Origin of the sequence: Pseudomonas sp. S3(2024) (assembly GCF_036861315.1) — a bacterium.
GTDB lineage: Bacteria > Pseudomonadota > Gammaproteobacteria > Pseudomonadales > Pseudomonadaceae > Aquipseudomonas > Aquipseudomonas putida_A.
On record NZ_JAZAQQ010000009.1, the window covers coordinates 115694 to 138053 of the forward strand.

Here is a 22360-nt window from a genome sequence, read left to right on the forward strand (position 1 = left end):
AAGGTGTTACCGCTGCGTCGGAAACGTGGGCGGAGTCGAGTAACACGGAAACAAATTGTCTGGTTTGCCCTGAAAGAAAAATCCTTCAAAAATCCCAACCACTTGATTTAAAAGGGATTTAAAAAGTTGGCACGGCTTCTGCTATCTCTATGGCATAACAAGAATAAAAAGCAGCAAACCAATAAAAATAAGACGTACCGACTCTGACATAACAAAAACAACACGGCAGAGACGCAGCTAACAGATTTTTTTGGAGAAGGTGTGCTTTTCAGGGTGCTCTCAGGAGTGACCCGCAACCGGGCAGAGAACAATAAAACTACCTTCAGGTAGCTCCCGAATCGGTTGGATCGTTTAACGAGAAAGCAGATCAGCGCTCAAAAAAATACGTTTGCTCTTGACCCCGGATGGGGGTCGCCAAAAACAGCGGTAAAGGGCCACGGTTGCCAAAAACAACAACAGACCGCCCCTCAATAATAAAAAAAGAGCACGCGACGACAAAATTAAGGGGGAGCCTCGGCTCCCCTTTGTGCTTTCTGTGATTCCCGAATCCCCCGCCGCCCCTTGTAGGAGTGAGCCTGCTCGCGATAGCGGTGTGTCAGTCGATGCAAATATTGACTGAGACACCGCTATCGCGAGCAGGCTCACTCCTACATTTGATTGTTGTCAGGCCTGCTTTTCGCGGAGCTCCTCGATACTGATCTCACGCATCCGAAACTTCTGGATCTTGCCCGTCACCGTCATCGGAAACTCCTCCACAAACTTGAAGTAACGCGGCGTCTTGAAGTGGGCGATGCGCTCCTTGCACCACACTTGCAGCTCTTGTTCGGTGGCACTGTGGCCGGGATGGAACTTGATCCAGGCGACAATCTCCTCGCCGTAACGCGAGCACGGAATGCCGATCACTTGTACGTCCGCCACCGCCGGGTGGGTGAAGAAAAACTCTTCGAGCTCACGCGGATAAACGTTCTCGCCGCCGCGAATGATCATGTCCTTGTTACGCCCGGCGATGTTCACGTAACCCTCATCGTTCATGCTCGCCAGATCGCCGGTGTGCATCCAGCCGGCCTCGTCGATGGCTTCGGCCGTGGCTTGCGGGTTGCTCCAGTAACCGAGCATCACACTGTAACCGCGGGTGCATAGCTCACCGATGGTGCCGCGCGGCACCAGGTTGCCCGCCTCGTCGATGATTTTGCTTTCCAGTTGTGGCTGGGTGCGGCCGACGGTGGTGACGCGCAGTTCAAGTTCATCGTTGGGTCCGGTCTGCAGCGACACCGGACTGGTCTCGGTCATGCCGTAGGCAATCTGCACTTCGCTCATGTGCATCTCGCTGATGACCCGGCGCATCATCTCGATCGGGCACGTGGCGCCGGCCATGATCCCGGTACGCAGGCTCGACAGATCGAATTCGCCACGCAGCGGTTGATCGAGCATGGCGATGAACATGGTCGGCACGCCGTACAGGCCGGTGGCCTTTTCTTCAGCGACGGTTTGCAGGGTCAGCAGCGGATCGAACGCGTCGTTGGGATGAATCATGGTGCTGGCGTGGGTGATGCAGCCGAGGTTGCCCATGACCATGCCGAAGCAGTGATACAGCGGCACGGGGATCACCAGGCGGTCGCTCGGGGTCAGGCCGATGCTTTCGCCGACCATGTAACCGTTGTTGAGGATGTTGTAGTGACTGAGGGTCGCGCCCTTGGGGAAACCGGTGGTGCCGGAGGTGTACTGGATATTCACCGGTTGATCGAAGTGCAGGCTGTCGCTGCGTTCACGCAGTTGTTCGGGCGAAACACTGCTCGCCAGATCGGCCAGTTGCGACCACGGCAGGAAGCCCGACGGTGGCTGTGCGTCGAGGCTGATCACCCCGCGCAAATCCGCCAGACGTTCGCTGCACAAATGGCCGATGGATTGCTCTGCGAGTTCCGGTACCAGCCCTTGCAGCATGGCGTGGTAGTTGGAGGACTTGAAAGCGCCGGCGCACACCAGCCACTGGCAACCGGACTGCTTGAGCACGTATTCCAGTTCGGAGCTGCGGTAGGCCGGGTTGATGTTGACCAGGATCACGCCGATCTTCGCCGTGGCGATTTGCGTGATGCACCACTGCGCGCAGTTCGGCGCCCAGATGCCGAGCCGATCTCCCGTCTGCAAACCCAGCGCCAGCAAGGCTCTGGCGTGCAGGTCGACGCTATCGGCCAGTTGCTGCCAGGTGTAGCGCAACTGCTGATGCCTTACGACCAGCGCCTCGCCGTGCGGGTGTTGCGCAACCGTCTGATCAAACTTCTGCCCGATGGTCATCGCCAGCAAGGCTTTGTCCTGTGAGCCACGGGTATAGCTGCGCTGCGGGTTTGCACTGGGTTGATCCATGACGACCCCTATTGTCTTTATTAGTGGGTTTACCGGGATTTTGCTCTTGGCGGGAGTCAACTGTGGCGAGGGGATTCATCCCCGATGGTGTGCGAAGCGCACCCTCAGTTTTTCCTGTTGAACCGCATTCACAGGTTTTGGGTCGGCTTCGCCAACCATCGGGGATAAATCCCCTCACCACACAAGCCCGCTCCCACCAAAAGCACTCCGCTTTCAATCCTGAACTGCCCCTACTCTCGCTCAAGTTGACGTTAACGTAAAGGGTGATTGACAGTCATTCATCACAGGCTTACGTTAACGTAAAGGTGAGAGCCATTGACTGCCCTCCCCACCCTACAAAAAAGCCAAAAGGTGACCCATGAGCTACCCATCCCTGAACTTCGCCCTCGGTGAAACCATCGACATGCTGCGCGATCAGGTTCAGTCCTTCGTCGCCGATCAGATCGCCCCACGCGCCGCGCAGATCGACCGCGACAACCTGTTCCCGGCCGACATGTGGCGAAAATTCGGTGACATGGGCCTGCTCGGCATCACCGTGCCGGAAGAGTACGGCGGTGCGGGTCTGGGTTACCTGGCGCACGTGGTGGCGATGGAAGAAATCAGCCGCGGCTCGGCTTCCGTGGCGCTGTCCTACGGCGCGCACTCCAATCTCTGCGTCAACCAGATCAACCGCAACGGCAACCACGAACAGAAATCCAAATACCTGCCGAAGCTGATCAGCGGCGAACACGTCGGCGCACTCGCCATGAGCGAGCCGAACGCCGGCTCCGACGTGGTTTCGATGAAACTGCGCGCCGACAAACGCGGCGACCGCTTCGTGCTCAATGGCAGCAAGACCTGGATCACCAACGGCCCTGACGCCAACACCTACGTGATCTACGCCAAGACCGACCTGGAAAAAGGCCCGCACGGCATCACCGCGTTCATCGTCGAACGCGACTGGAAAGGCTTCAGCCGCAGCAACAAGTTCGACAAGCTCGGCATGCGCGGTTCCAACACCTGCGAGCTGTTCTTCGATGACGTCGAAGTGCCGGAAGAAAACATCCTCGGTGTGCTCAATGGCGGCGTGAAAGTGCTGATGAGTGGCCTCGATTATGAACGCGTGGTGCTGTCCGGCGGCCCGACCGGGATCATGCAGTCGTGCATGGACCTGATCGTGCCGTACATCCACGATCGCAAGCAGTTCGGCCAGAGCATCGGCGAATTCCAGCTGATCCAGGGCAAAGTCGCCGACATGTACACCCAGCTCAACGCCAGCCGCGCCTACCTGTATGCAGTCGCTCAGGCCTGCGAGCGTGGCGAAACCACGCGCAAGGACGCCGCCGGGGTGATCCTCTACACCGCCGAGCGCGCCACGCAAATGGCCCTCGACGCGATCCAGATTCTTGGCGGCAACGGCTACATCAACGAATTCCCGGCCGGGCGTCTGCTGCGTGATGCCAAGCTTTACGAAATCGGCGCCGGCACCAGTGAGATCCGGCGCATGCTGATCGGCCGCGAACTGTTCAACGAAACCCGCTAAAACGGAGCTGCACATGGCTATCCTGCATACCCAGCTCAATCCCCGTTCAGCGGAGTTCGCCGCCAATAGCGCGGCGATGCTTGAACAGGTCGACGCGCTGCACACCCTGCTCGCCCAAGTGGCGCAGGGCGGCGGCGCGAAAGCCCAGGAACGACATACCTCGCGCGGTAAATTGCTACCGCGTGAACGCATCAATCGCTTGCTCGATCCGGGCTCGCCTTTTCTGGAAATCAGCCAGCTCGCCGCGCACGCGGTGTACGGCGAAGACGTGCCAGCCGCCGGGGTGATTGCCGGGATCGGCCGGGTCGAAGGCGTCGAGTGCATGATCGTCGCCAACGACGCGACGGTGAAAGGTGGCTCGTACTACCCGCTGACCGTGAAAAAACACCTGCGTGCGCAGACCATCGCCCAGCAGAACCGCCTGCCGTGCATCTATCTGGTGGACTCGGGCGGCGCCAACCTGCCGCGTCAAGACGAAGTGTTCCCGGATCGCGAACACTTTGGTCGGATCTTCTTCAACCAGGCCAACATGAGCGCGATGGGCATTCCGCAGATCGCCGTGGTCATGGGCTCGTGCACCGCGGGCGGCGCCTATGTGCCGGCAATGGCGGACGAAGCGATCATGGTGCGCAATCAGGCGACGATCTTCCTTGCCGGCCCACCGCTGGTGAAAGCCGCGACCGGTGAAGTGGTCAGCGCTGAAGACCTCGGCGGTGCCGATGTGCACTGCAAGATTTCCGGCGTGGCCGACCATTACGCCGAGAGCGACGAGCACGCCCTCGCCCTCGCCCGCCGCAGCGTCGCCAATCTCAACTGGCGCAAGCTCGGCGAAGTGCAGCAGCGCACGCCGATTGCGCCGCTGTACGCCAGCGACGAGTTATATGGCGTGGTTTCGGCCGACGCCAAACAGCCATTCGACGTGCGCGAAGTGATTGCGCGGCTGGTCGACGGTTCGGTGTTCGATGAATTCAAGGCGCTGTTCGGCACCACGCTGGTGTGCGGCTTTGCGCACCTGCATGGCTACCCGATCGCAATCCTCGCCAACAACGGCATCCTCTTCGCCGAAGCCGCGCAGAAAGGCGCGCACTTCATCGAACTGGCCTGCCAGCGCGGCATCCCGCTGCTGTTCCTGCAGAACATCACCGGCTTCATGGTCGGCCAGAAATATGAGGCCGGCGGCATCGCCAAACACGGCGCGAAACTGGTGACCGCTGTGGCCTGCGCCAAAGTGCCGAAATTCACCGTGATCATCGGCGGCAGCTTCGGCGCCGGTAACTACGGCATGTGCGGGCGCGCTTACGATCCGCGTTTTCTGTGGATGTGGCCGAATGCGCGCATCGGCGTGATGGGTGCCGAGCAGGCGGCGGGCGTGCTGGTGCAGGTCAAGCGCGAGCAGGCCGAACGCAGCGGCCAGGCCTTCAGCGCCGCGCAGGAAGCCGAGATCAAACAGCCGATCCTCGACCAGTACGAAGAGCAGGGTCACCCCTACTACTCCAGCGCACGCCTATGGGACGACGGCGTCATCGACCCGGCGCAGACCCGTGATGTGCTGGCCTTGGCCTTGTCCGCGTCGTTGAACGCGCCTATCGAACCGAGCCGCTTCGGCGTGTTCCGGATGTGATGCTTTTTTGTGGGAGCGGGCTTGCTCGCGAAAGCGGTGTATCAGTCGACGTATCCGCAACTGACAGACCGTCTTCGCGAGCAAGCCCGCTCCCACAGAAACCGTGGAGACGGAAGAATATGAGCGACTTCAACACCCTCGAACTGCAGAGCGACCCAAGGGGTTTCGCCACCCTGTGGCTCAATCGTGCGGAAAAGAACAACGCGTTCAACGCCGAAATGATCCGCGAACTGATTCTGGCATTGGACAAGGTTGCCAGCGACGCCAGCCTGCGTTTCCTGTTGGTGCGCGGGCGTGGCAAGCATTTCAGCGCCGGCGCCGATCTGGCGTGGATGCAGCAATCGGCCGAACTCGATTACCACACCAACCTGGACGATGCCCGCGAACTGGCGGAGCTGATGTACAACCTCGCCAAGCTGAAAATCCCGACCGTGGCCGTGGTGCAGGGCGCGGCGTTCGGCGGCGCGCTGGGGCTGATCAGTTGCTGCGACATGGCAATCGGCGCCGATGACGCGCAATTCTGTCTGTCGGAAGTGCGCATCGGCCTGGCGCCGGCGGTGATCAGTCCGTTCGTGGTGCAGGCCATCGGCGAACGTGCCGCGCGTCGTTATGCGCTGACTGCCGAGCGCTTCGGCGGGCAGCGTGCGCGAGAAATCGGTTTGTTGTCCGACAGCTACCCGGCTGCCGAACTCGATCAAGCGGTCGAGCAATGGATCGACAATCTGCTGCTCAACAGTCCGGCCGCGATGCGCGCCAGCAAGGATCTGTTGCGCGAAGTCGGTAACGGCGCGCTGACCCCGGCGCTGCGCCGCTACACCGAAAACGCCATCGCGCGCATCCGCGTCAGCCCTGAAGGCCAGGAAGGCTTGCGCGCCTTCCTGCAAAAACGTGCACCGAGCTGGCAAACCGCAACCACCACCAAGGAGCCGCGTTGATGAGCGCACCTGTTCTCACCACCCTGCTGGTGGCTAACCGTGGCGAAATCGCTTGCCGGGTCATGCGTACCGCAAAGGCGCTGGGCCTGACCACCGTCGCCGTGCACAGTGCCACCGACCGCGAAGCGCGGCACAGCCGGGAGGCGGATATCCGCGTTGATCTCGGGGGCAGCAAAGCCGCCGACAGCTATCTGCAAATCGACAAACTGATCGCAGCGGCCAAGGCCAGCGGCGCGCAGGCGATTCACCCGGGTTACGGTTTCCTGTCGGAGAATGCCGGCTTCGCCCGTGCCATTGAACAGGCCGGGCTGATTTTCCTCGGCCCGCCCGCTTCGGCCATCGACGCGATGGGCAGCAAATCCGCAGCCAAGGCGCTGATGGAAACCGCCGGTGTGCCGCTGGTGCCGGGCTATCACGGCGAGGCGCAGGATCTCGAAACCTTCCGCGATGCCTGCGCACGCATTGGCTATCCGGTGCTGCTCAAGGCCACGGCCGGTGGCGGCGGCAAAGGTATGAAAGTGGTTGAGGACGTCAGCCAACTGGCCGAAGCGCTGGCCTCGGCGCAGCGTGAGGCGCAGTCGTCGTTCGGCGATTCGCGGATGCTGGTGGAGAAATACCTGCTCAAACCACGCCATGTGGAAATTCAGGTGTTCGCCGATCAGCATGGCAACTGCCTGTACCTCAACGAGCGTGATTGCTCGATCCAGCGCCGGCACCAGAAGGTCGTCGAAGAAGCCCCGGCCCCGGGCCTGACCCCGGAACTGCGCCGCGCCATGGGCGAAGCGGCCGTGCGTTCGGCGCAGGCGATCGGTTACGTCGGTGCCGGCACCGTCGAGTTTCTGCTCGATGCGCGTGGCGAATTCTTCTTCATGGAGATGAACACGCGCTTGCAGGTCGAGCACCCGGTCACCGAAGCGATCACTGGCCTCGATCTGGTGGCGTGGCAGATTCTTGTGGCGCGCGGTGAAGCGCTGCCGATCACCCAGGATCAGGTGCCGCTCAATGGCCATGCGATTGAAGTGCGCCTGTATGCCGAAGATCCGTCGAATGATTTCCTGCCCGCCACCGGACGTCTGGAGCTTTACCGTGAATCGGCCGCCGGACCGGGGCGTCGGGTGGATAGCGGGGTTGCAGAAGGCGATGAAATTTCGCCGTTCTACGACCCGATGCTCGGTAAGCTGATCGCCTGGGGCGAGGATCGCGAGCAGGCGCGCCTACGGCTGTTGAGCATGCTTGATGAGTTCGCGATTGGCGGCTTGAAGACCAACATCAACTTCCTGCGGCGGATCATCGCGCATCCCGCGTTTGCTGCGGCGGAGCTGGATACCGGGTTTATTCCGCGTTATCAGGAAACGCTGCTGCCCGCTCCGGGTAAGCTGAGCGATGAGTTCTGGCAGACCGCAGCGCAGGCTTTCGCGCAGAGTCTGCCGGGCGCTGTTCGGGCGGATGACCTGGGTTCGCCGTGGGCGTTGAACAGCGGGTTGCGCGCAGGGTTGCCGGCGGAAGTCACCTTGCACTTGAGCTGCGAAGGTCAGGATCGGGCGTTGACCTTGGGCAGCACCGACAACGCCAAACTGTCGGATGAAGCATTGGTCGTCGAGCACGATGGCGTACGTCGCAACTTGCGTGCCATTCGTCAGGGCGATTCGCTGTACCTGCAATGGGAAGGCGAGTTGCGGCGTATTCAGATGTTCGACCCAATCAGCGCCGTCGACGCCAGCCACAGCCATCAGGGCGGTCTCACTGCGCCTATGAACGGCAGCATCGTGCGGGTGTTGGTGGAGGCCGGGCAATCGGTCGAGGCCGGTGCGCAACTGGTGGTGCTGGAGGCGATGAAGATGGAGCACAGCATTCGCGCGCCCCATGCGGGAGTGATCAAAGCGCTGTATTGCCAGGAAGGCGAAATGGTCGGCGAAGGCAGCGCTTTGGTGGAACTGGAAGCCGAGTAAATGGGAGATCGATCCTACGCCGAGCGAGGATCGATCTGACTAGAAACGCGCCGTGGCTTGAACCACCACGCCGATGATTCGACACTCATCGGTGAACAGGGCTTTGGGCCAGGTCGGATTGAGCGGTACCAGATAACGCTGGCCGCCCTCTTCGTCGAGCTTGCGGAAGATCGCTTCGTCGCAGCCCTGCCACTGGGCGATCACCAGTTTGCCGGGCAGCGCCTCCACCTCCGGGTCCACCAGGATCAGCATGCCTTCGGCGATGCTCTGACCTGAAGGTGCGGTCATCGAATTTCCCGTCACGGTCAGCCAGAACGCTGCGCCACGGGCGTGATAGTCCGTCAGTTCGAAGCGCTGCTTGTCATGTGACGGGGCGTAAGCGGCGGTTGCACTCTCACGCGATTCGCACGGCGTGTGCCAATCGCTGACCGGATAGCGGAAATACGGGTTGTACTTCTGCGCCAGCGGCATCTCGTCATCGTCGGTCTCCTGCGGCTCGCGAATCACCAGCACCACTTCAAGGAAGTCCATCCCCAGCGCCTGCAATACGCGGTTCATTTCCGTAATACCCGGCTCGCGACGTTTGTTCAGCCAATGGCCGATCCCGCCCTGGGACATGCCGACGCGCTCTCCGAGCTCTGTTTGAGTGATTTTGAGTTCACTCATCTTGGCCTTGACCAACTCAATCCATTTATCCATGTGCGGCACCTTACTTGCCCCGCCTTCGGCCGGCAAAACACATATTGTAGTATTTAAATCCTCGTCACAACTACGCATCGTACTATGCTGGAAGCACGGACTTTCAATCGAACAAGGAGTGCCCCTTCACCATGAATATCAGCAGCAAAGACTTGCCCGATCTGCAAATGGACACCACGTTCACCTCCCCTCAAGGCAACGCGGCAGCGCAGCGAGCACTGGACTATTACTTGAAACCAGCTGTTTCAGAACCCGAGGTCGACGAGCGATTTTTCAATGTAAAACGCCATCTCAGCGGCGAAGAGGCCCTCGTGCACGCGTCGGATCTGTTGCGCTGCGCAGCCGCCACCGCCTTCAAGGCAGCCGAAAACCTGCAGGGCGCGAGCCGCGACCTGGCATTTTCGGTGGTGCATATGGTGGATATGGCGCGAGCGATGGTCGACCATTCAATTGATGGCGAACAGCTCTGACGGACACGGGAAGCGGACGGACAGAAAAGAATTTTCCGATCGCGCAGATAAAAACATTTGACTTGCAAATGATAATGATTATTATTGCAAGCAGCTGGTCGCGAGATCAGTCGATGGACCAGAGACCTTAGGTCGGTCTTCTGGACTATCTCCTCATCAGGCTAATCACGGTTTTTGACCCGGCTTTTTGCCGGGTCTTTTTTTCCCGTTTTTCGGGCTTATGGCTTCAGGCTAATGAAGTCTTTGGGTGCTGCAAATTCGATGGCGCGGATAATATCAAAAGAATATCGCTTGGCAAGCAAAGCCCGGCCCGATTGGGGCAAACTAATGACAATTAGCACTTGAGAATCAATCGCACACTCTCTAAGCTGCTTGCGCGTCATGGAAGACGCCCCCCACGCAACCCGCAATTTCCCTCGGTTTCAGCCCTGTCTTGCGTGTAAAGTAGCCGCCATAAAAATCATATTCAGGAACCGATTATGACCGTGGCCAAATCTTCGTTCGACATCAGCGCCAACTTCGACAGCGGCAACATCCAAGTCATCGACATCTCCAACCCGCTCAACCCGGTTCTGGCCATTCGCCCGGATACCCGGAGCGCTCACTTCCAGTGGTTCCACTTCAAGGCCAGCGGCCTGCATGTTCATCAGGAACACTGGTTTCGCCTGGTCAACGCCAGCCAATCCTCCTACAACAAAGCCTGGACCGGCTATCAGGCTGTTGCGTCCTACGACCATGTGAATTGGTTTCGTATTCCTACCAGTTTCGAAGGCGACAGCCTGCGCTTCTGCCTCGAAGCCGAGCAGACCCACGCCTGGTTCGCCTACTTCGAACCCTACAGCCGAGGTCGTCACGACTGGCTGATCGAGCAAGCGCTGACCAAGGCCGGCACCGAACTGCTGGCAACCGGCAAAAGCGTCGAGGGTCGTGACATTCAGCTGCTGCGCAAGGGCAGCGGCGCCGAAGGCCAGCACAAAGTCTGGATCATCGCGCAACAGCACCCAGGCGAACACATGGCCGAATGGTTCATGGAAGGCGTGATCGAACGCCTGGAGCGCCACGACGACCCGGTGCTGAACAAGCTGCTCGCCAGCGCCGATCTGTATCTGGTGCCGAACATGAACCCGGACGGCGCCTTCCACGGGCATTTACGTACCAACGCCATGGGCCAGGACCTGAACCGCGCCTGGCAGAGCGCCAGTCAGGACATCAGCCCAGAGGTACTTTTCGTACAACAGCAGATGGAAAAGTACGGCGTCGATCTATTCCTCGACGTACACGGTGATGAAGAAATTCCCCACGTGTTCACCGCCGGTTGCGAAGGCAACCCGGGTTACACGCCGCGCATCGAGAAGCTCGAAGAGCATTTCCGCACGCACCTCAAGCACACCACGAAAGACTTCCAGACCAAATATGGCTACACCCGCGACGAACCGGGTCAGGCCAACATGACCCTGGCCTGCAACGCTGTAGGGCAGAAATATGACTGCCTGTCGCTGACCCTGGAAATGCCGTTCAAGGATCATGACGACCATCCGAACAAAGAAACGGGCTGGTCGGGCAAGCGCTCGAAACAGTTGGGCAAGGACGTGCTGACCACCATCGCAGACATGGTCGACACTCTGCGCTGATCCCTCCCCCGCTCTACCCAAAGATCGCAGCTATGCCTGCGATCTTTTTTTGCGCAATCACACGCCATGACCAACAAGGTTGCAAATTAAAACCAGAATGCTTAACGTGATTCTGGTTTCAATTTGAAACCCAAAAAGGAATCAGGGCATGCAATCTCAACCTCTCAAAAGCAGCGTGGTACTACTGTTCGCCATTGCCTGCGGGCTGGCGGTGGGCAACATGTATTACGCGCAGCCGCTGCTGGATGCCATGGCCGAGGCGTTCTCCATGTCGCCCGCAACCATCGGCATTGTCATTACCCTGACGCAGATCGGCTACGGCATTGGCCTGGTATTGCTGGTGCCACTTGGCGACTTGCTCAACCGACGCCGGTTGATCGTCACCCAGACCCTGCTCTTGGCTGCCGCGCTGTTGATGATCGCGCTGGCGCCCAGCAGCGCGTGGTTGCTGCTCGGCATGACCCTGACCGGTTTGCTTGCGGTGGTGACGCAAGTGCTGGTGGCCTACGCCGCGACCCTGGCGATCCCGGCGCAACGCGGTCGCGTGGTCGGCGTCGTCACCAGCGGCATCGTCGTCGGCATTCTGCTTGCTCGCACGATTGCCGGGGCCATGGCTGATCTGGCCGGTTGGCGGGCGATCTATCTGCTGTCGGCGGGGCTGACGCTGCTGATGGCACTGCTGCTGTTGCGCGTCTTGCCCAAGAATGAAGCCGCGCAGCCCGCAAGCCGTTACGGCGCGCTGATCGCTTCGGTATTCAGCCTGTTCAGGCAAGAGCCGGTGCTGCGGCAACGGGCGATTCTCGCGCTGCTGACCTTTGCCAGCGCCATGGTGCTGTGGACGCCGATGGTGCTGCCGCTGGCCGCCCCGCCGCTGTCGTTATCCCATAGCGAAATTGGCCTGTTCGGCTTGGCCGGCGCCGCCGGTGCACTCGCCGCCGCGCGCGCCGGACATCTGGCTGATCGCGGTCTGGGCCAATGGGTCAGTGGCCTGTCGCTGCTGCTGATGCTCGCCTCGTGGCTGCCGATCGCCCTCACCCAGTCCTCGCTGTGGGCGCTGTTGCTGGGGGTGATCACCCTCGATCTGGGCCTGCAGGCCGTACACGTCACCAGCCAGAGCATGATCTACAGCGTGCGCCCCGAAACGCAAAGCCGCCTCACCGCCGGCTACATGCTGTTCTATTCGATCGGCAGTGCATTGGGTTCGATAACCTCGACGGCGATGTACGCCTGGGCCGGCTGGACCGGCGTGTGTCTGCTCGGCGCCGCTATTAATGCTGTGGCGCTGGGTTATTGGTGGCTGACCGTGAAAAGTGGCGCACCGCAGCGGTGCGCCACACAGACGGGTTAATCGCGACCGCGACCGCGCAACATGCTGTCGAGCACCTCGTCGCGACGCACCCAACCATGGAACAGCGCCGCCGCCAGGTGCAACAGCACGGTCAGGAACAACAGGTACGCCAGATAGCCATGCGCCTTGCGCAGCAGGGCAAACACTTGCGCATCGGCCGGCAGGATCGACGGCAACTGCAAGGTATTGCTGAGCATCACCGGCTCCCCGGACGCACTGATCATCGCCCAACCGAGCAGCGGCAACACCAGCATCAAGGCGTACAACAACACATGCGAAGCCTTGGCCGCCATCACCTGCCAGCCCGGCAGATCCGCCGGCAGCGGCGGCTGTCGAGTGGAAAACCGCACCAACAGACGCACGACCACCAGCAGCAGAATCGCGATCCCCAGCGGTTTGTGCAGATGAATCAGCCATTCATGCCGCTGTGAAACCGAAGTGACCATGCCGGCGCCAATGAACAACATGGCGATGATCATCAGCGCCATCAGCCAGTGCAGCAGCCGCGCCAGCAGCGCGAAATGAGTCGGTTGCGTGCTCATGGGCGAGCCTCCTGTCTGGCGGCGGGCAATTGGCTGACTTCACTGGTGCGCCGTAGATAAGAATCGGCGTAACCGGCGGAACGCGCCGCGAGCAGCGGGTCGTCGGAGCCTTCGATCCCGGCTGGCAGCACCAGCGGATCGTAGTTGATGTCGCGGCATTCGCCGCTGAGTTGCGGCTGGGTCTTCTCCAGCACCAGCGTGCCGGCGTTGATCACCTTGCGACCCTCGGGCCAGGTTTTGCTGGCATCGTTCACCGGATCACCGGGGTTGGCCAGGGTGATATTCAGCTGCCAGCGCAACGGCCCTTCGGCCAAGCGCTGTACCAGATCCTTCTCGAGAAAATCCGCACCCTCCGGCGCCGAGGCTCCGGCGGCATCGCGCGCCAGTGGCGTGACACTCCAGCGCACCGCCTGCTTCTGCCCGCTGGCGTTGACCAGATAGAACGCATTCACACTGTTGTAGGTTTCAGTGGCATAGCTGGCCGACGGTTTGGCGGTCTTCACCCACGTCAGAAACGGCACGGCTTCCGGGTGGGCGGCGAAGAATGCCGGCACTTTCGACGGATCCGGTTTACCCGTGGCCGGATCCGGCGACTGCGCCTGCTGCAACTGATAGAACGCCTCGGGAGTGCCGACCGGGAACACCGGCATGCTGTTCATCCCGGTGCGCCATTGCTGACCGTTGGCCTGGGTGAAACGCAGCGCCAGGCTGCGGATCGGCACGCTGCTGTCCGGGGCATAGGGATTCCCCGCCGGCAATGCGAAACGCCCGACCACCGGCGTCTGCGCCTCGTTGAACACCTGCGCGGAAGAAAACGCCCGCGCCTCGCCGCTGCTCTCGAAATGTCCGATCACGCACACGCCCTTGGCGTGATTGCGGCGAAATCCGGGGTGCACACCGTTGTTTTTCTCCAGCACATCGACCAGCGCCTTGGGCGTCAGACGTTGTGGGTCAAGATTGCCGTGCACGTAGGCAAACGCCCCGGCAACAGCGGCGACGACCACGGCAATCGCCGTCAGGCGCAACACTGTGCTCGCGGCACTCAAGGGCGGGCGCGACGGCCTGCCCGGCGGTGAAGTGCGATCAACCATGAATAACTCCAGGGCCATCGGCCACAAGTAGGAAGAATCAGCAAGACGCACCCCATCAGGATTTATTCCATAGCCCGGTATTTATTTTTCCGAACGTGGAATAACCTCGAACGGCAGACGTCTCCCTAGTCCACAGCGTAGTGACTAGCAGAAATTCATGAGCGAATTCGACGAACAGTTGAGAGAAATCATTCCCAGATTGCGCCGCTTTGCCGTGTCGTTGACCCGCAACAGTAGCAGCGCCGACGATCTGGTGCAGGCCAGCCTTGAGCGGGCCCTGTCCGGCTGGAGCGCGAAACGCGCCGAGGGTGATGTGCGCGCGTGGCTGTTCGCGATCCTCTATCGGCAGTTTCTCGACGCCCACCGACGCTCGCGTCGTTATGCGCGGATGCTCGAATTCTTCACCGGGCGCGATGACGCCGAACCCTCGACCGAGCGTACCGTGATCGCCCAATCGACCCTGCAAGCCTTCGATCGCCTGCCCACCGAACAACGCGCGCTGTTGCTGATGGTCTCGGTCGAAGGCCTGAGCTACAAGGAAGTCGCGGACATCCTCGACGTCCCCACAGGCACGGTGATGTCGCGCCTGTCCCGCGCCCGCCAGGCCTTGCGCCAGCTCAGCGACGGCGAAATCAGCAGCCCTTCTTTGCGGATACTCAAATGATCAGCATGCCCCCCAGCGAGCGCGACCTGCACGCGTACGTCGATCACCAACTCAACGAAGCCGACCGGCGTCTGGTCGACACCTGGCTGACCACTCACCCGGAAGCCGCCGCGCAGGTGCGCGCCTGGCAGCACGACGCCCAGTTGTTGCGCGCAGCCCTGGGCGGTGCCTTGCAGCAACCGGCCAATCCGGAACTCGATCCCACGCTGATTCGCCAGCGCCTCAAGCGTCAGTCGCGGCGTCACCTGGCCAGCGCGGCGGTGTTGCTGATCGCGGTCGGCATCGGCGGCTTCAGTGGCTGGCAGGCGCGGGAAATGACCCTCGTACGCTCTTCCACGCTACCCATGACTGATGCCTTGCAAGCCTATCGATTGATTGCCCAGCAAGGAATTCTGCCGGCGGACTACAAGGTTGCAAGTGACGGCGACATGCAGCATTGGCTTGACCGTTATTTCACCCAGGCCAGTCGCTTGCCGGATCTGAAATCCGCCGGTTTCGAACCGGTCAGTGGCCGCCTGCTCAGCACCGATGAAGGCCCGGCGGCGATGGTGGTGTATGAGGATCGCAGCGGCCACAAGGTCAGTTTCTACGTGCGGCCACCGGGGCCGAAGAACACCTTCCTGCCACGCGGCAGTCGCAGCGACGGCGATCTGAAAGCCGATTACTGGTCCGGTGGCGGGTACAACTATGCGATGGTCAGCCCGACGGATTCGCCGGCGGTGCAGCAATTGAGGCAGTCACTGCCATTGTGAAACTGCGCAATTCCCCCTTGTGGGAGCGGGCTTGCTCGCGAAAGCGGTAGATCAGTCACCATCATTGCTGAATGACACACCGCATTCGCGAGCAAGCCCGCTCCCACAGGGGGCATCGTATGAGTCAGAACCCTACATCGAGCACCACATTGTCCAGGTAAGTGCCCGCCGGCGGCGTGGTCTGGTCGGTGTAGATCTTCGCGTTGTAGTTGAAGATCTGACTTCCGGTGCCCAGACCATTTCCTGGATTGACCTCGGCGTCAGTGCTCGACCGGCGCGCACTGCCGACACTGCCCCAACGAGTAGTCCCGGCGCTTTTGAAGATGTCGTAGGCCAGATAGTTGCTCCCGGAAATCATCCGCCGCCGGCCGCCGACACTGGCCGGGTTCTGTCCGTCGCTCAAACCGACGCTGTAGGCACTGCCCTTGGTGCAGGCCAGATTGATGGTCTGCCCGGTCACCGGGGTAAAGGCACTGATTACCGGCGCACTGCCAAAGGCAATGTTCGGCGCAGTAATCGTGCAGTCGTTGGACACGGTCAGGTTCACCGTCAACGTCGCGGTACCGCTATTGATGTCGCGCCCCAGACAAACACTGCCGATACCGATCCCGGAGCAGTAATTCCAGTTCCAGAAAATGCTCAGGGTTTCCGTATAAACCCCGGCGGCGACGTTACTGCCAATGGTCGTGCCCAGATACAGCGGCACGGTTTTCGGGGTGGTGCCGTTGAGCAATCCCAAGGCATCGATAATGCCGTTACGGGCGAAGTCGAAGGCGCTGCCACGGGTGACCGGGTAGCTGGTGCTGTTGTTGGCGTAGATCGTGTAGCCGATGACGTCGCCGGTCGGCCCGAGCAAACCACTCTGGGTCGAGGTGATGGTGGCGTAGAAATGGTCGTTGCTGGTCAGCAATGACAACAGCGAACCGGTACAACTCAACCCGGCATTGAGCGTGGAACTGGGCTGCGTCGTGGTGCGCACGGCAATCGAACTGATCGAACCGAACGCCGCCGGCGTGGTGCTGACCACCGAACACAAGGCCTGCGCCATCCCCGGCAGCAGCAACGCCAGACACAGGCAAATCCGCGCCGCGTTCATTGGCACACCAACGGGCCGATCAGCGGCACCTGGCTTTGCTGCATGTCCACGGCGAATTGCGCCTTGCAGGTCTTGCCGTCGGCCAGCGTCACCTGCAACGAGTTCTGCACCTGGAGGTTTTCCAGATAGACCAAGCCGTCCCAACCGACCACCGTGCGCGTACCGCTCTGCTCATGAAGCACCCCCGCACCCAATGGCAATTCACGCTGGTGCGCATCCACCAGCACAATACTCGCAGCGATCACCCGGGTCAGTGGAAACTCCAGCAAATAACCGCTGCCACGGCGTACGGCGATGCGCTGTTCGACGTTGGGGCTGCGCACGTTGGCCGGCAGATTCAGCGGATCGATTTCGTATTTGCCGCGGTAGTACGCGCTGCTCCACGGCACCAGCAAGTGGCCGTTTTTATCGGTTTGACCGACCTGCTGGTTTTCGTAGCGCACCGGAATGTCGGCGAAACCTTCGGTGCTGACCACCACAAACGCGTCGTCGATGCGATTGGCGGCGAACACCTGGCGGTCCATCCATACCAGCGAGCCACTGGCATCGGCCCAACGGGTCTCGGCCTCGGACGTGCCGTAGACCCCGGCCTGCAACTGCACAGATTGCAGACGCCAGGTCACGTCGGCCTGGCGATAATCGGGACCATCACCCTTGGCGTAACCCAGATTGAAACCCACCCCGCCCTCGGTCGGTACCGAGCGGCTGTAATTGACCCGCTGCTGACTCTGCCCGGTCTTGCTGCGCTCGCTACTGATCGCCAGGCTACCGCGCAGATCGAACGGGATCACCAGTTGCGCTTGCACCGCCCAGTGGCTGTTGCCGATCTCGCGGTTGGCCGACAGATAGAAGCTGCTGTTGCGCCACAGCGGTTTGCTCCAGCTCAGGTTGAGCAGACGCGTGCGCGAATCGTCCGCCGCGCGCACATCGAAATAACCGGCACCGAGGCTGCCCCAGCGCTCTAGGTTGACGCTCAGGGTCGCCTGCTCGCTGCGCCGGCTGAGGCTGATATAAGGGCTGTCGATCACGCTGAGGTCGGCGTACTGATCGCGGCGTTGCAGGCGCTGCCAGGAAAAGCTGTAGCGCTGGCTGCTGTATTGATAACCGAGGCTCAATTGCTCGCCAGCGTCACCCTCGAACCGGCTCTGACTGATGGCGCTGTTGAGTACGCCGAAATTGCCCAGACGCCAATTGCCGCCGATGCCGCCGAGGGTCAGCGAGTCAGCCGCTTCGGCGTGGCTTTCCAGGGTGAAGCTGTCGCTGACACCGTAGCGCAGGCTGCCGGAGGTCACGCCAGGGCCATAGCCGAAGTCCTTCAAACCGTAATCGCGGCGCAACGTACCGGCCGCCACCGAGAAATCACTCAGGCCTTTTTGCAGCAGACTGCTGGTGACATAGAACGGCACCGTGGTCGACACCTGCCTCCCCAGCGCATCGGTGGTCACCACCACGGCCTCACCGGCGCCGTTGATGAAGGGAATGTTGGTCAGGGTATACGGACCCGGTTGCAGGTCGGTGCTGCTCGACTTGTAGCCGTTGATGAACAGATCCACCGACGACGGCACCGCGGCCTCACCGGCGAACTGCGGCAGCGGATAGGTGACCAGATCCGGACGCACGGCAAAGTCCCGCGAGAACTGCACACCGCCCAGACGCACCGAGTTGCTCCAGGGCAAGGCGCCACTGATCACGTCCCCGCCCTCGTAGGTGAGCATTCGCTCGTCGTCGGAGTAACGCCAGGTGGTGTCGTAGCGCAGGTAGCCGTTGTCCAGTGTGCTGACCGAATCGCCGGACAAGGTGCGCCGGTACTGCCCGGTGTTGGACAACGTGCCCCAACTGTCGAACAGCCGCACCTCGTTCCACGCCGCCAGATAAGTGCCGGCATCGTCGGTGTCGTTGAGGTACAGGTCATAGTTGAACAACGCGCCGAAACTGCTCAGCGCCGGGGTGCGCGGATAGTTCTCGCGATTACCGATGAACTGATCCGGCAGCCACTGCGGTGGCACCACCAGCAGCAGGCGCTGGCCGACACTGTCGTATTCGCTGTGCAGTCCAGGCAGGCCGTCGAGATCAACTTCAGCACCAGGATTGCCCGGCAATTTCATCCCGGTTTCAGCCAATACGCTGGCCGGCAAAAACAGATGCCCGTCACGTTGCTGCACCGCCACCACCCGCCCGGTGTTCATCTGATTGACCACCAACTCCAGAAACAACTGTGCATCACTCACGGCCTCCATGCCGCTGGGCGGTGGCGGCAGTTCGCCGGCCTCGGATGGTTGCACGAACATCAGGCAACACGCGCCGGTCATGAGCCACAACGGACGCTGAATACGACGAGCCCATCCCGGGCTCATACACGCTTTACGTCCGTCAATGGACTCGATCCTCCTGATGCCACTCTTGCCAAAGCCAGTTATCTTTCTCTGGAATTTTGACGATACGATGCATTCATTGTGGTGAGGGAGCTTGCTCCCGCTCGGCGGCACAGCCGTCGTCAGAACTGTTTAAGCGGACTGCCTGACATGGCTTGGGGCTGCTTCGCAACCCAGCGGGAGCAAGCTCCCTCGCCACAAAAGTCCACTCGGCATGGCTCCCTTTTCAGCGTCCCGGCGCAATGCTCTGCACCTGGACCCCGCCATTGACTCGCACTTGCAACGCCGACTCACTCGCCAACGCCCCAGGTGCCGGCCAGCGCATCACCGCGCCCGGCAGCACATAACCCAGCAACCCCTCGGCTAATGGCTTGCTCTGTCCACCCTGTTTGATCGCCACGTCGGTCAGCCGCGCATGCACCGCGCCCTGATTGCGCACTTCGATATACGGTCGACCGTCCACCGCCACCGTGCGCCAGCTCAGCTGCGGCACACCGATACCTTTGGGGTCACGCGGGCGGGTGCTGTCTTCCTTGCTCCACAGCCCCGCGCCGTAGGCAAACAACGGCACCGAATAGCGCATCTGGAAACGAATTGCGGCTGCGGTTTTGCCGCCCTCGGCGGCCGGCGGCTGGGCGGAAGGGATTTCGTCGATGATGATCCGGTAGGCCAGTTCCTGCCCCGGCGGCACATCCTTGGTCCGGGTCAGGCGCACCAGTTGTTTTTGCCCCGGCTCGATCTTCGCCACTGGCGGGCTGCCGATCACGTCGCGCTGGTTCTGGTATTGCTCTGCAAAGCCGCTCTGGCTCCAGCCGAACACGCGGATCTGCAGGTTGGCGGTTTCCGTGCCACGGTTTTCCAGCCATAGCGCACTGGCCTGTTGATCGGCCTCCAGCACCGGATCGATCGGCCAGATCAGCACCGAACTGGCGGCCTGCGCATGGCCGGCCCCGAGCATGACCAGCGCCAGCAACGCGCCCTGCAACAACGAATGCCCAGACGTAACTGCCCCCATGAACCTGCTCCTTGTCGGCCATTCAAATGTCGCTTTACCACGACAGCTGCACCTGCAACACGTCGCTGTACGTCCCCCCGGGCTGATTGCCCGGCAATTGCACCTGACCGTAAATCGGCAGGCTGATGTTGTTCGCATCGCTATAGGCCACCGCCACGCTCTGGCCGATGCCCAGGCTCTGGCTGTAAGCCGCATCGCGGAACAGCGCATACGCCACCCGCGCACTGCCGCTGTTGATCTGCATGTGGCGACCGCTGCTGTTGTACTGGCCGCCATCGACCGTCATGTTCAGTGCCACCCCCGGCGTGCATTGCAACTGCACGCCGCCGGTCAATGCCACTTGCACCGTGCCGGTCGCGAGGGCCGAACTAGAACCGAAATTCAGTCCGCCGTAATTCGACACCCCGCCCACCACCAGGCATCCCGGCGTGATGGTCGCGCTGACCTGAAAGCTCTGGCTGGTCGCCGCCCCCAGCGGCAGCGGCACACTGCCCGCACAGAGCAGGAGCAGCGCGGCACAGCCTTGGCGGCGCATGGCATCAGAACGTCAGTTCAACAGCGACGGTGTCGGTGTAAGTCCCCGCCGGCAACCCGGCCTTGCCCACCGCCTGACCGTAGATATTCACCGTCTGCGCTACGCCAGTGCTGGTCGCCAGGTTGATCGTGCCGTCGATCGGCAGCAGTTGCGAATGCCCGGCATCGGTGTAGAAGTCGTACGGCACGTAGTTGGCGACACCGTCGTACAGCGCGCGAGCGCCGCCCGGCGACTGCCCATCGTGAGCACCGGCACGCACCTTGACCACCGGGGTCGTGCCGCTGGAGCAGAGAATCGACAGCGCCCCGCCGCCACCGCCCAGAACCTGCCCGCTGGCGGTGGTGAACAGACTGTTGGCGGTGCCGAAGTTCAGCGCACCGAAGTTCAGGCCGGTGGAGCCGCCGGCGCCATTGACCTGACAGCTGCTGATCAGGGTCAGGCTGGCGGTGATCTGGCCGGTGACCGTGGTGGCGGCGTGGGCACTGGAAACCAGCGTCAGGCCGAGCAACGACAAACCTATCCTTGATGCAAACTTGCGCATGGTGTCCGTCCTCTACGGGGTTACCAGTCGAGCGTCACCGTCAGCGTGTCGGTGTAGACACCTGCCGGAACCGCGCGGGTATTCGCCACCACCGTGCCAAACACCGGAATCGGTATCTGCGCACCGCTGGTGACAGCGAAATTGTGTTGTTGACCAATGCTGTAGCGCTGGCTACCGGAGGCATCCAGAAAGAGTTGATAAGGCAGGGTCTGGCGCCCGTTGCTCAGGCGGCGGGTGGTGCCGTCACCGTGACTGCCGCCATCGATGGTGACGGTGAAACCGGTGACCGAAGGATTGCAGGCGACATTCAGCTTGCCGCTGCTGTCGCCGTCGAGACTGGCCTTGATCGGCGCGTTCCACGTCGGCCCCTGCTGACCGAAATCGAGGGTGCCCAGATTGCTTACCGGGATCGCCGGGGTGGCGCTGTTGGTGACTTCGCACCCGGCGATCAGGATCAGCCGCGCATTGATCTGCCCACTGATCGCCGCCTGTGCGTCGTCAGCGAGCAACAGCAACGTACCCGTGGCGATAACCATCCAGTGCTTGCCTGTCATAGCGTCCGTCCTACTCCTTCAGGATGCCTGCGTACCTTGCGTTCAGGATTGAACGCCCCTTCCCTGCGCAATCCGCCTCCAGCGGATTGCCTGAAATCCTGCACTCACCAGGTCACGGTGACTTTCACCAGATCCGAATAGCGGCTGACCTGCGGCACCTGCGCCAGACGCTCGATCCGCGCATACAGCGGCAGCTCCACCGTGCCGGTGTCCGGCACCCGGCCGCTGACCGGCACGTTCACCACCAGCGGCACCCGGCGCGCCGCGTCCTGATACAGCCGATAAGGAATCGGCTGGCTCCCCGCCGCCCCCGCCATATAGCGAACCTCACCAACGCCGCCATGCAGGCCACCGTCGACCCGCAGCTGATACGGCGTGTCAGGGTTGCACTCCAGGCGTGGCAACCGTTGGTTGGTCAGCGCCGCACCCAGTGGCCCGGCCGGGTCGTCGAGACGCGCAGTACTGCCGAAATCCAGCACGCCCAATTGTTCGCTACCCGCCTCGCGCTGCTGGCCGATCAACTGGCAGCCACGCTGCACGTCAACGCGGACTTCGACCTGAAGATCCGCCGCATGCACCGAGGCCCCAAGCACCCCGAGCAGGCCCATCACCACACGTACAATCACTGTCCCATTCCTTGTGAGGGAACATCCTGGATGACG

21 protein-coding genes and 1 pseudogene are annotated in these 22360 nt (G+C 61.5%); 10 read left to right on the forward strand and 12 right to left on the reverse strand.

Annotated elements, in window-relative coordinates; all coding sequences use genetic code 11:
* Window positions 1–663: 663 nt before the first annotated feature.
* Complete coding sequence (locus VLA07_RS21805; protein WP_333991281.1) at window positions 664–2361, reverse strand: AMP-binding protein; 1698 nt, start codon at window positions 2359–2361, stop codon at window positions 664–666.
* 358 nt (window positions 2362–2719) lie between these two features.
* On the opposite strand from VLA07_RS21805, the gene VLA07_RS21810 reads away from it, so the two are divergent.
* From VLA07_RS21810 to VLA07_RS21825, 4 genes are all read left to right on the forward strand, one after another.
* Window positions 2720–3883, forward strand: a complete 1164-nt coding sequence (locus VLA07_RS21810) for an isovaleryl-CoA dehydrogenase (protein ID WP_007961115.1) — start codon at window positions 2720–2722, stop codon at window positions 3881–3883.
* A 13-nt stretch (window positions 3884–3896) separates the two neighbouring features.
* Window positions 3897–5504, forward strand: a complete 1608-nt coding sequence (locus VLA07_RS21815) for a carboxyl transferase domain-containing protein (RefSeq protein ID WP_139054542.1) — start codon at window positions 3897–3899, stop codon at window positions 5502–5504.
* A 119-nt stretch (window positions 5505–5623) separates the two neighbouring features.
* Window positions 5624–6439, forward strand: a complete 816-nt coding sequence (locus VLA07_RS21820; protein ID WP_097088166.1) for a gamma-carboxygeranoyl-CoA hydratase — start codon at window positions 5624–5626, stop codon at window positions 6437–6439.
* Window positions 6439–8388, forward strand: a complete 1950-nt coding sequence (locus VLA07_RS21825; RefSeq protein ID WP_333991283.1) for an acetyl/propionyl/methylcrotonyl-CoA carboxylase subunit alpha — start codon at window positions 6439–6441, stop codon at window positions 8386–8388. Before VLA07_RS21820 ends, VLA07_RS21825 begins: the two co-directional genes overlap by 1 nt.
* A gap of 39 nt (window positions 8389–8427) precedes the next feature.
* Here VLA07_RS21825 and VLA07_RS21830 read toward each other — a convergent pair whose 3' ends face one another.
* Entirely contained in the window at window positions 8428–9087 is a 660-nt protein-coding gene (locus VLA07_RS21830) for a LexA family protein (RefSeq protein ID WP_027614618.1), read from the reverse strand.
* A gap of 131 nt (window positions 9088–9218) precedes the next feature.
* On the opposite strand from VLA07_RS21830, the gene VLA07_RS21835 reads away from it, so the two are divergent.
* Window positions 9219–9557, forward strand: coding sequence for a DUF6124 family protein (locus tag VLA07_RS21835; protein WP_097088169.1), 339 nt, complete (start codon window positions 9219–9221; stop codon window positions 9555–9557).
* A 218-nt stretch (window positions 9558–9775) separates the two neighbouring features.
* Here the strand turns inward: VLA07_RS21835 and VLA07_RS21840 are convergent, their stop codons facing one another.
* Window positions 9776–9940 carry a hypothetical protein gene (locus tag VLA07_RS21840; protein ID WP_158556651.1) on the reverse strand — a complete coding sequence of 55 codons (165 nt, stop codon included), beginning with the start codon at window positions 9938–9940 and terminating at the stop codon, window positions 9776–9778.
* A gap of 96 nt (window positions 9941–10036) precedes the next feature.
* On the opposite strand from VLA07_RS21840, the gene VLA07_RS21845 reads away from it, so the two are divergent.
* Both VLA07_RS21845 and VLA07_RS21850 read left to right on the forward strand, forming a co-directional pair.
* A complete protein-coding gene (locus tag VLA07_RS21845) occupies window positions 10037–11188 on the forward strand; it encodes a M14 family metallopeptidase (RefSeq protein ID WP_333991287.1) in 1152 nt (383 codons plus the stop codon).
* Between the two features lie 148 nt (window positions 11189–11336).
* Complete coding sequence (locus VLA07_RS21850; RefSeq protein ID WP_333991289.1) at window positions 11337–12536, forward strand: MFS transporter; 1200 nt, start codon at window positions 11337–11339, stop codon at window positions 12534–12536.
* Here VLA07_RS21850 and VLA07_RS21855 read toward each other — a convergent pair.
* Both VLA07_RS21855 and VLA07_RS21860 read right to left on the reverse strand, forming a co-directional pair.
* Window positions 12533–13078, reverse strand: a complete 546-nt coding sequence (locus VLA07_RS21855; RefSeq protein WP_333991290.1) for a cytochrome b — start codon at window positions 13076–13078, stop codon at window positions 12533–12535. The genes VLA07_RS21850 and VLA07_RS21855 overlap by 4 nt on opposite strands.
* Window positions 13075–14169 (reverse strand): catalase family peroxidase, encoded by a 1095-nt coding sequence (locus tag VLA07_RS21860; RefSeq protein ID WP_096795675.1) that lies wholly within the window; start codon window positions 14167–14169, stop codon window positions 13075–13077. The genes VLA07_RS21855 and VLA07_RS21860 overlap by 4 nt, the downstream gene beginning before the upstream one ends.
* A 157-nt stretch (window positions 14170–14326) precedes the next feature.
* Here VLA07_RS21860 and VLA07_RS21865 point away from each other — a divergent pair, with 157 nt between their 5' ends.
* The 3 genes and pseudogenes from VLA07_RS21865 to VLA07_RS21875 form a co-directional block, all read left to right on the forward strand.
* A complete protein-coding gene (locus VLA07_RS21865; protein WP_027614612.1) occupies window positions 14327–14833 on the forward strand; it encodes an RNA polymerase sigma factor in 507 nt (168 codons plus the stop codon).
* The gene (locus VLA07_RS21870; RefSeq protein WP_333991291.1) at window positions 14830–15585 is read left to right on the forward strand and encodes an anti-sigma factor family protein; all 756 of its coding nucleotides are present in this window, start codon (window positions 14830–14832) and stop codon (window positions 15583–15585) included. The genes VLA07_RS21865 and VLA07_RS21870 overlap by 4 nt, the downstream gene beginning before the upstream one ends.
* A 19-nt stretch (window positions 15586–15604) precedes the next feature.
* Window positions 15605–15694: pseudogene (locus tag VLA07_RS21875) on the forward strand (metal ABC transporter ATP-binding protein); the annotation flags it as partial.
* Window positions 15695–15709: 15 nt separating this feature from the next.
* On the opposite strand, the gene VLA07_RS21880 reads toward VLA07_RS21875, so the two are convergent.
* The 7 genes from VLA07_RS21880 to VLA07_RS21910 all read right to left on the reverse strand — a co-directional run bounded on the left by VLA07_RS21880 (window position 15710) and on the right by VLA07_RS21910 (window position 22324).
* Window positions 15710–16681 carry a Csu type fimbrial protein gene (locus VLA07_RS21880; protein ID WP_333991292.1) on the reverse strand — a complete coding sequence of 324 codons (972 nt, stop codon included), beginning with the start codon at window positions 16679–16681 and terminating at the stop codon, window positions 15710–15712.
* Window positions 16678–19035, reverse strand: a complete 2358-nt coding sequence (locus VLA07_RS21885; RefSeq protein ID WP_333991294.1) for a fimbria/pilus outer membrane usher protein — start codon at window positions 19033–19035, stop codon at window positions 16678–16680. The genes VLA07_RS21880 and VLA07_RS21885 overlap by 4 nt, the downstream gene beginning before the upstream one ends.
* A gap of 244 nt (window positions 19036–19279) precedes the next feature.
* Entirely contained in the window at window positions 19280–20068 is a 789-nt protein-coding gene (locus VLA07_RS21890; RefSeq protein ID WP_027614608.1) for a fimbrial biogenesis chaperone, read from the reverse strand.
* Between the two features lie 34 nt (window positions 20069–20102).
* Window positions 20103–20603 carry a Csu type fimbrial protein gene (locus tag VLA07_RS21895; protein WP_095138831.1) on the reverse strand — a complete coding sequence of 167 codons (501 nt, stop codon included), beginning with the start codon at window positions 20601–20603 and terminating at the stop codon, window positions 20103–20105.
* Window positions 20604–20607: 4 nt separating this feature from the next.
* Window positions 20608–21144, reverse strand: a complete 537-nt coding sequence (locus tag VLA07_RS21900) for a Csu type fimbrial protein (protein WP_027614606.1) — start codon at window positions 21142–21144, stop codon at window positions 20608–20610.
* A gap of 20 nt (window positions 21145–21164) precedes the next feature.
* Window positions 21165–21698 (reverse strand): Csu type fimbrial protein, encoded by a 534-nt coding sequence (locus VLA07_RS21905; protein ID WP_096795681.1) that lies wholly within the window; start codon window positions 21696–21698, stop codon window positions 21165–21167.
* Window positions 21699–21802: 104 nt separating this feature from the next.
* Window positions 21803–22324 carry a Csu type fimbrial protein gene (locus VLA07_RS21910; RefSeq protein ID WP_330206904.1) on the reverse strand — a complete coding sequence of 174 codons (522 nt, stop codon included), beginning with the start codon at window positions 22322–22324 and terminating at the stop codon, window positions 21803–21805.
* Window positions 22325–22360 lie beyond the last annotated feature (36 nt).

What these genes read in the sequence shown, in the direction of transcription:
- VLA07_RS21895 (WP_095138831.1), bottom strand. Translation starts at nt 20,603, where the DNA reads ATGCGCCGCCAAGGCTGTGCCGCGCTGCTCCTGCTCTGTGCGGGCAGT.
- VLA07_RS21825 (WP_333991283.1), top strand. Translation starts at nt 6,439, where the DNA reads ATGAGCGCACCTGTTCTCACCACCCTGCTGGTGGCTAACCGTGGCGAA.
- VLA07_RS21900 (WP_027614606.1), bottom strand. Translation starts at nt 21,144, where the DNA reads ATGCGCAAGTTTGCATCAAGGATAGGTTTGTCGTTGCTCGGCCTGACG.
- VLA07_RS21845 (WP_333991287.1), top strand. Translation starts at nt 10,037, where the DNA reads ATGACCGTGGCCAAATCTTCGTTCGACATCAGCGCCAACTTCGACAGC.
- VLA07_RS21830 (WP_027614618.1), bottom strand. Translation starts at nt 9,087, where the DNA reads ATGGATAAATGGATTGAGTTGGTCAAGGCCAAGATGAGTGAACTCAAA.
- VLA07_RS21815 (WP_139054542.1), top strand. Translation starts at nt 3,897, where the DNA reads ATGGCTATCCTGCATACCCAGCTCAATCCCCGTTCAGCGGAGTTCGCC.
- VLA07_RS21905 (WP_096795681.1), bottom strand. Translation starts at nt 21,698, where the DNA reads ATGACAGGCAAGCACTGGATGGTTATCGCCACGGGTACGTTGCTGTTG.
- VLA07_RS21865 (WP_027614612.1), top strand. Translation starts at nt 14,327, where the DNA reads ATGAGCGAATTCGACGAACAGTTGAGAGAAATCATTCCCAGATTGCGC.
- VLA07_RS21850 (WP_333991289.1), top strand. Translation starts at nt 11,337, where the DNA reads ATGCAATCTCAACCTCTCAAAAGCAGCGTGGTACTACTGTTCGCCATT.
- VLA07_RS21820 (WP_097088166.1), top strand. Translation starts at nt 5,624, where the DNA reads ATGAGCGACTTCAACACCCTCGAACTGCAGAGCGACCCAAGGGGTTTC.
- VLA07_RS21885 (WP_333991294.1), bottom strand. Translation starts at nt 19,035, where the DNA reads ATGAGCCCGGGATGGGCTCGTCGTATTCAGCGTCCGTTGTGGCTCATG.
- VLA07_RS21835 (WP_097088169.1), top strand. Translation starts at nt 9,219, where the DNA reads ATGAATATCAGCAGCAAAGACTTGCCCGATCTGCAAATGGACACCACG.
- VLA07_RS21880 (WP_333991292.1), bottom strand. Translation starts at nt 16,681, where the DNA reads ATGAACGCGGCGCGGATTTGCCTGTGTCTGGCGTTGCTGCTGCCGGGG.
- VLA07_RS21810 (WP_007961115.1), top strand. Translation starts at nt 2,720, where the DNA reads ATGAGCTACCCATCCCTGAACTTCGCCCTCGGTGAAACCATCGACATG.
- VLA07_RS21805 (WP_333991281.1), bottom strand. Translation starts at nt 2,361, where the DNA reads ATGGATCAACCCAGTGCAAACCCGCAGCGCAGCTATACCCGTGGCTCA.
- VLA07_RS21840 (WP_158556651.1), bottom strand. Translation starts at nt 9,940, where the DNA reads ATGACGCGCAAGCAGCTTAGAGAGTGTGCGATTGATTCTCAAGTGCTA.
- VLA07_RS21855 (WP_333991290.1), bottom strand. Translation starts at nt 13,078, where the DNA reads ATGAGCACGCAACCGACTCATTTCGCGCTGCTGGCGCGGCTGCTGCAC.
- VLA07_RS21860 (WP_096795675.1), bottom strand. Translation starts at nt 14,169, where the DNA reads ATGGTTGATCGCACTTCACCGCCGGGCAGGCCGTCGCGCCCGCCCTTG.
- VLA07_RS21870 (WP_333991291.1), top strand. Translation starts at nt 14,830, where the DNA reads ATGATCAGCATGCCCCCCAGCGAGCGCGACCTGCACGCGTACGTCGAT.
- VLA07_RS21890 (WP_027614608.1), bottom strand. Translation starts at nt 20,068, where the DNA reads ATGGGGGCAGTTACGTCTGGGCATTCGTTGTTGCAGGGCGCGTTGCTG.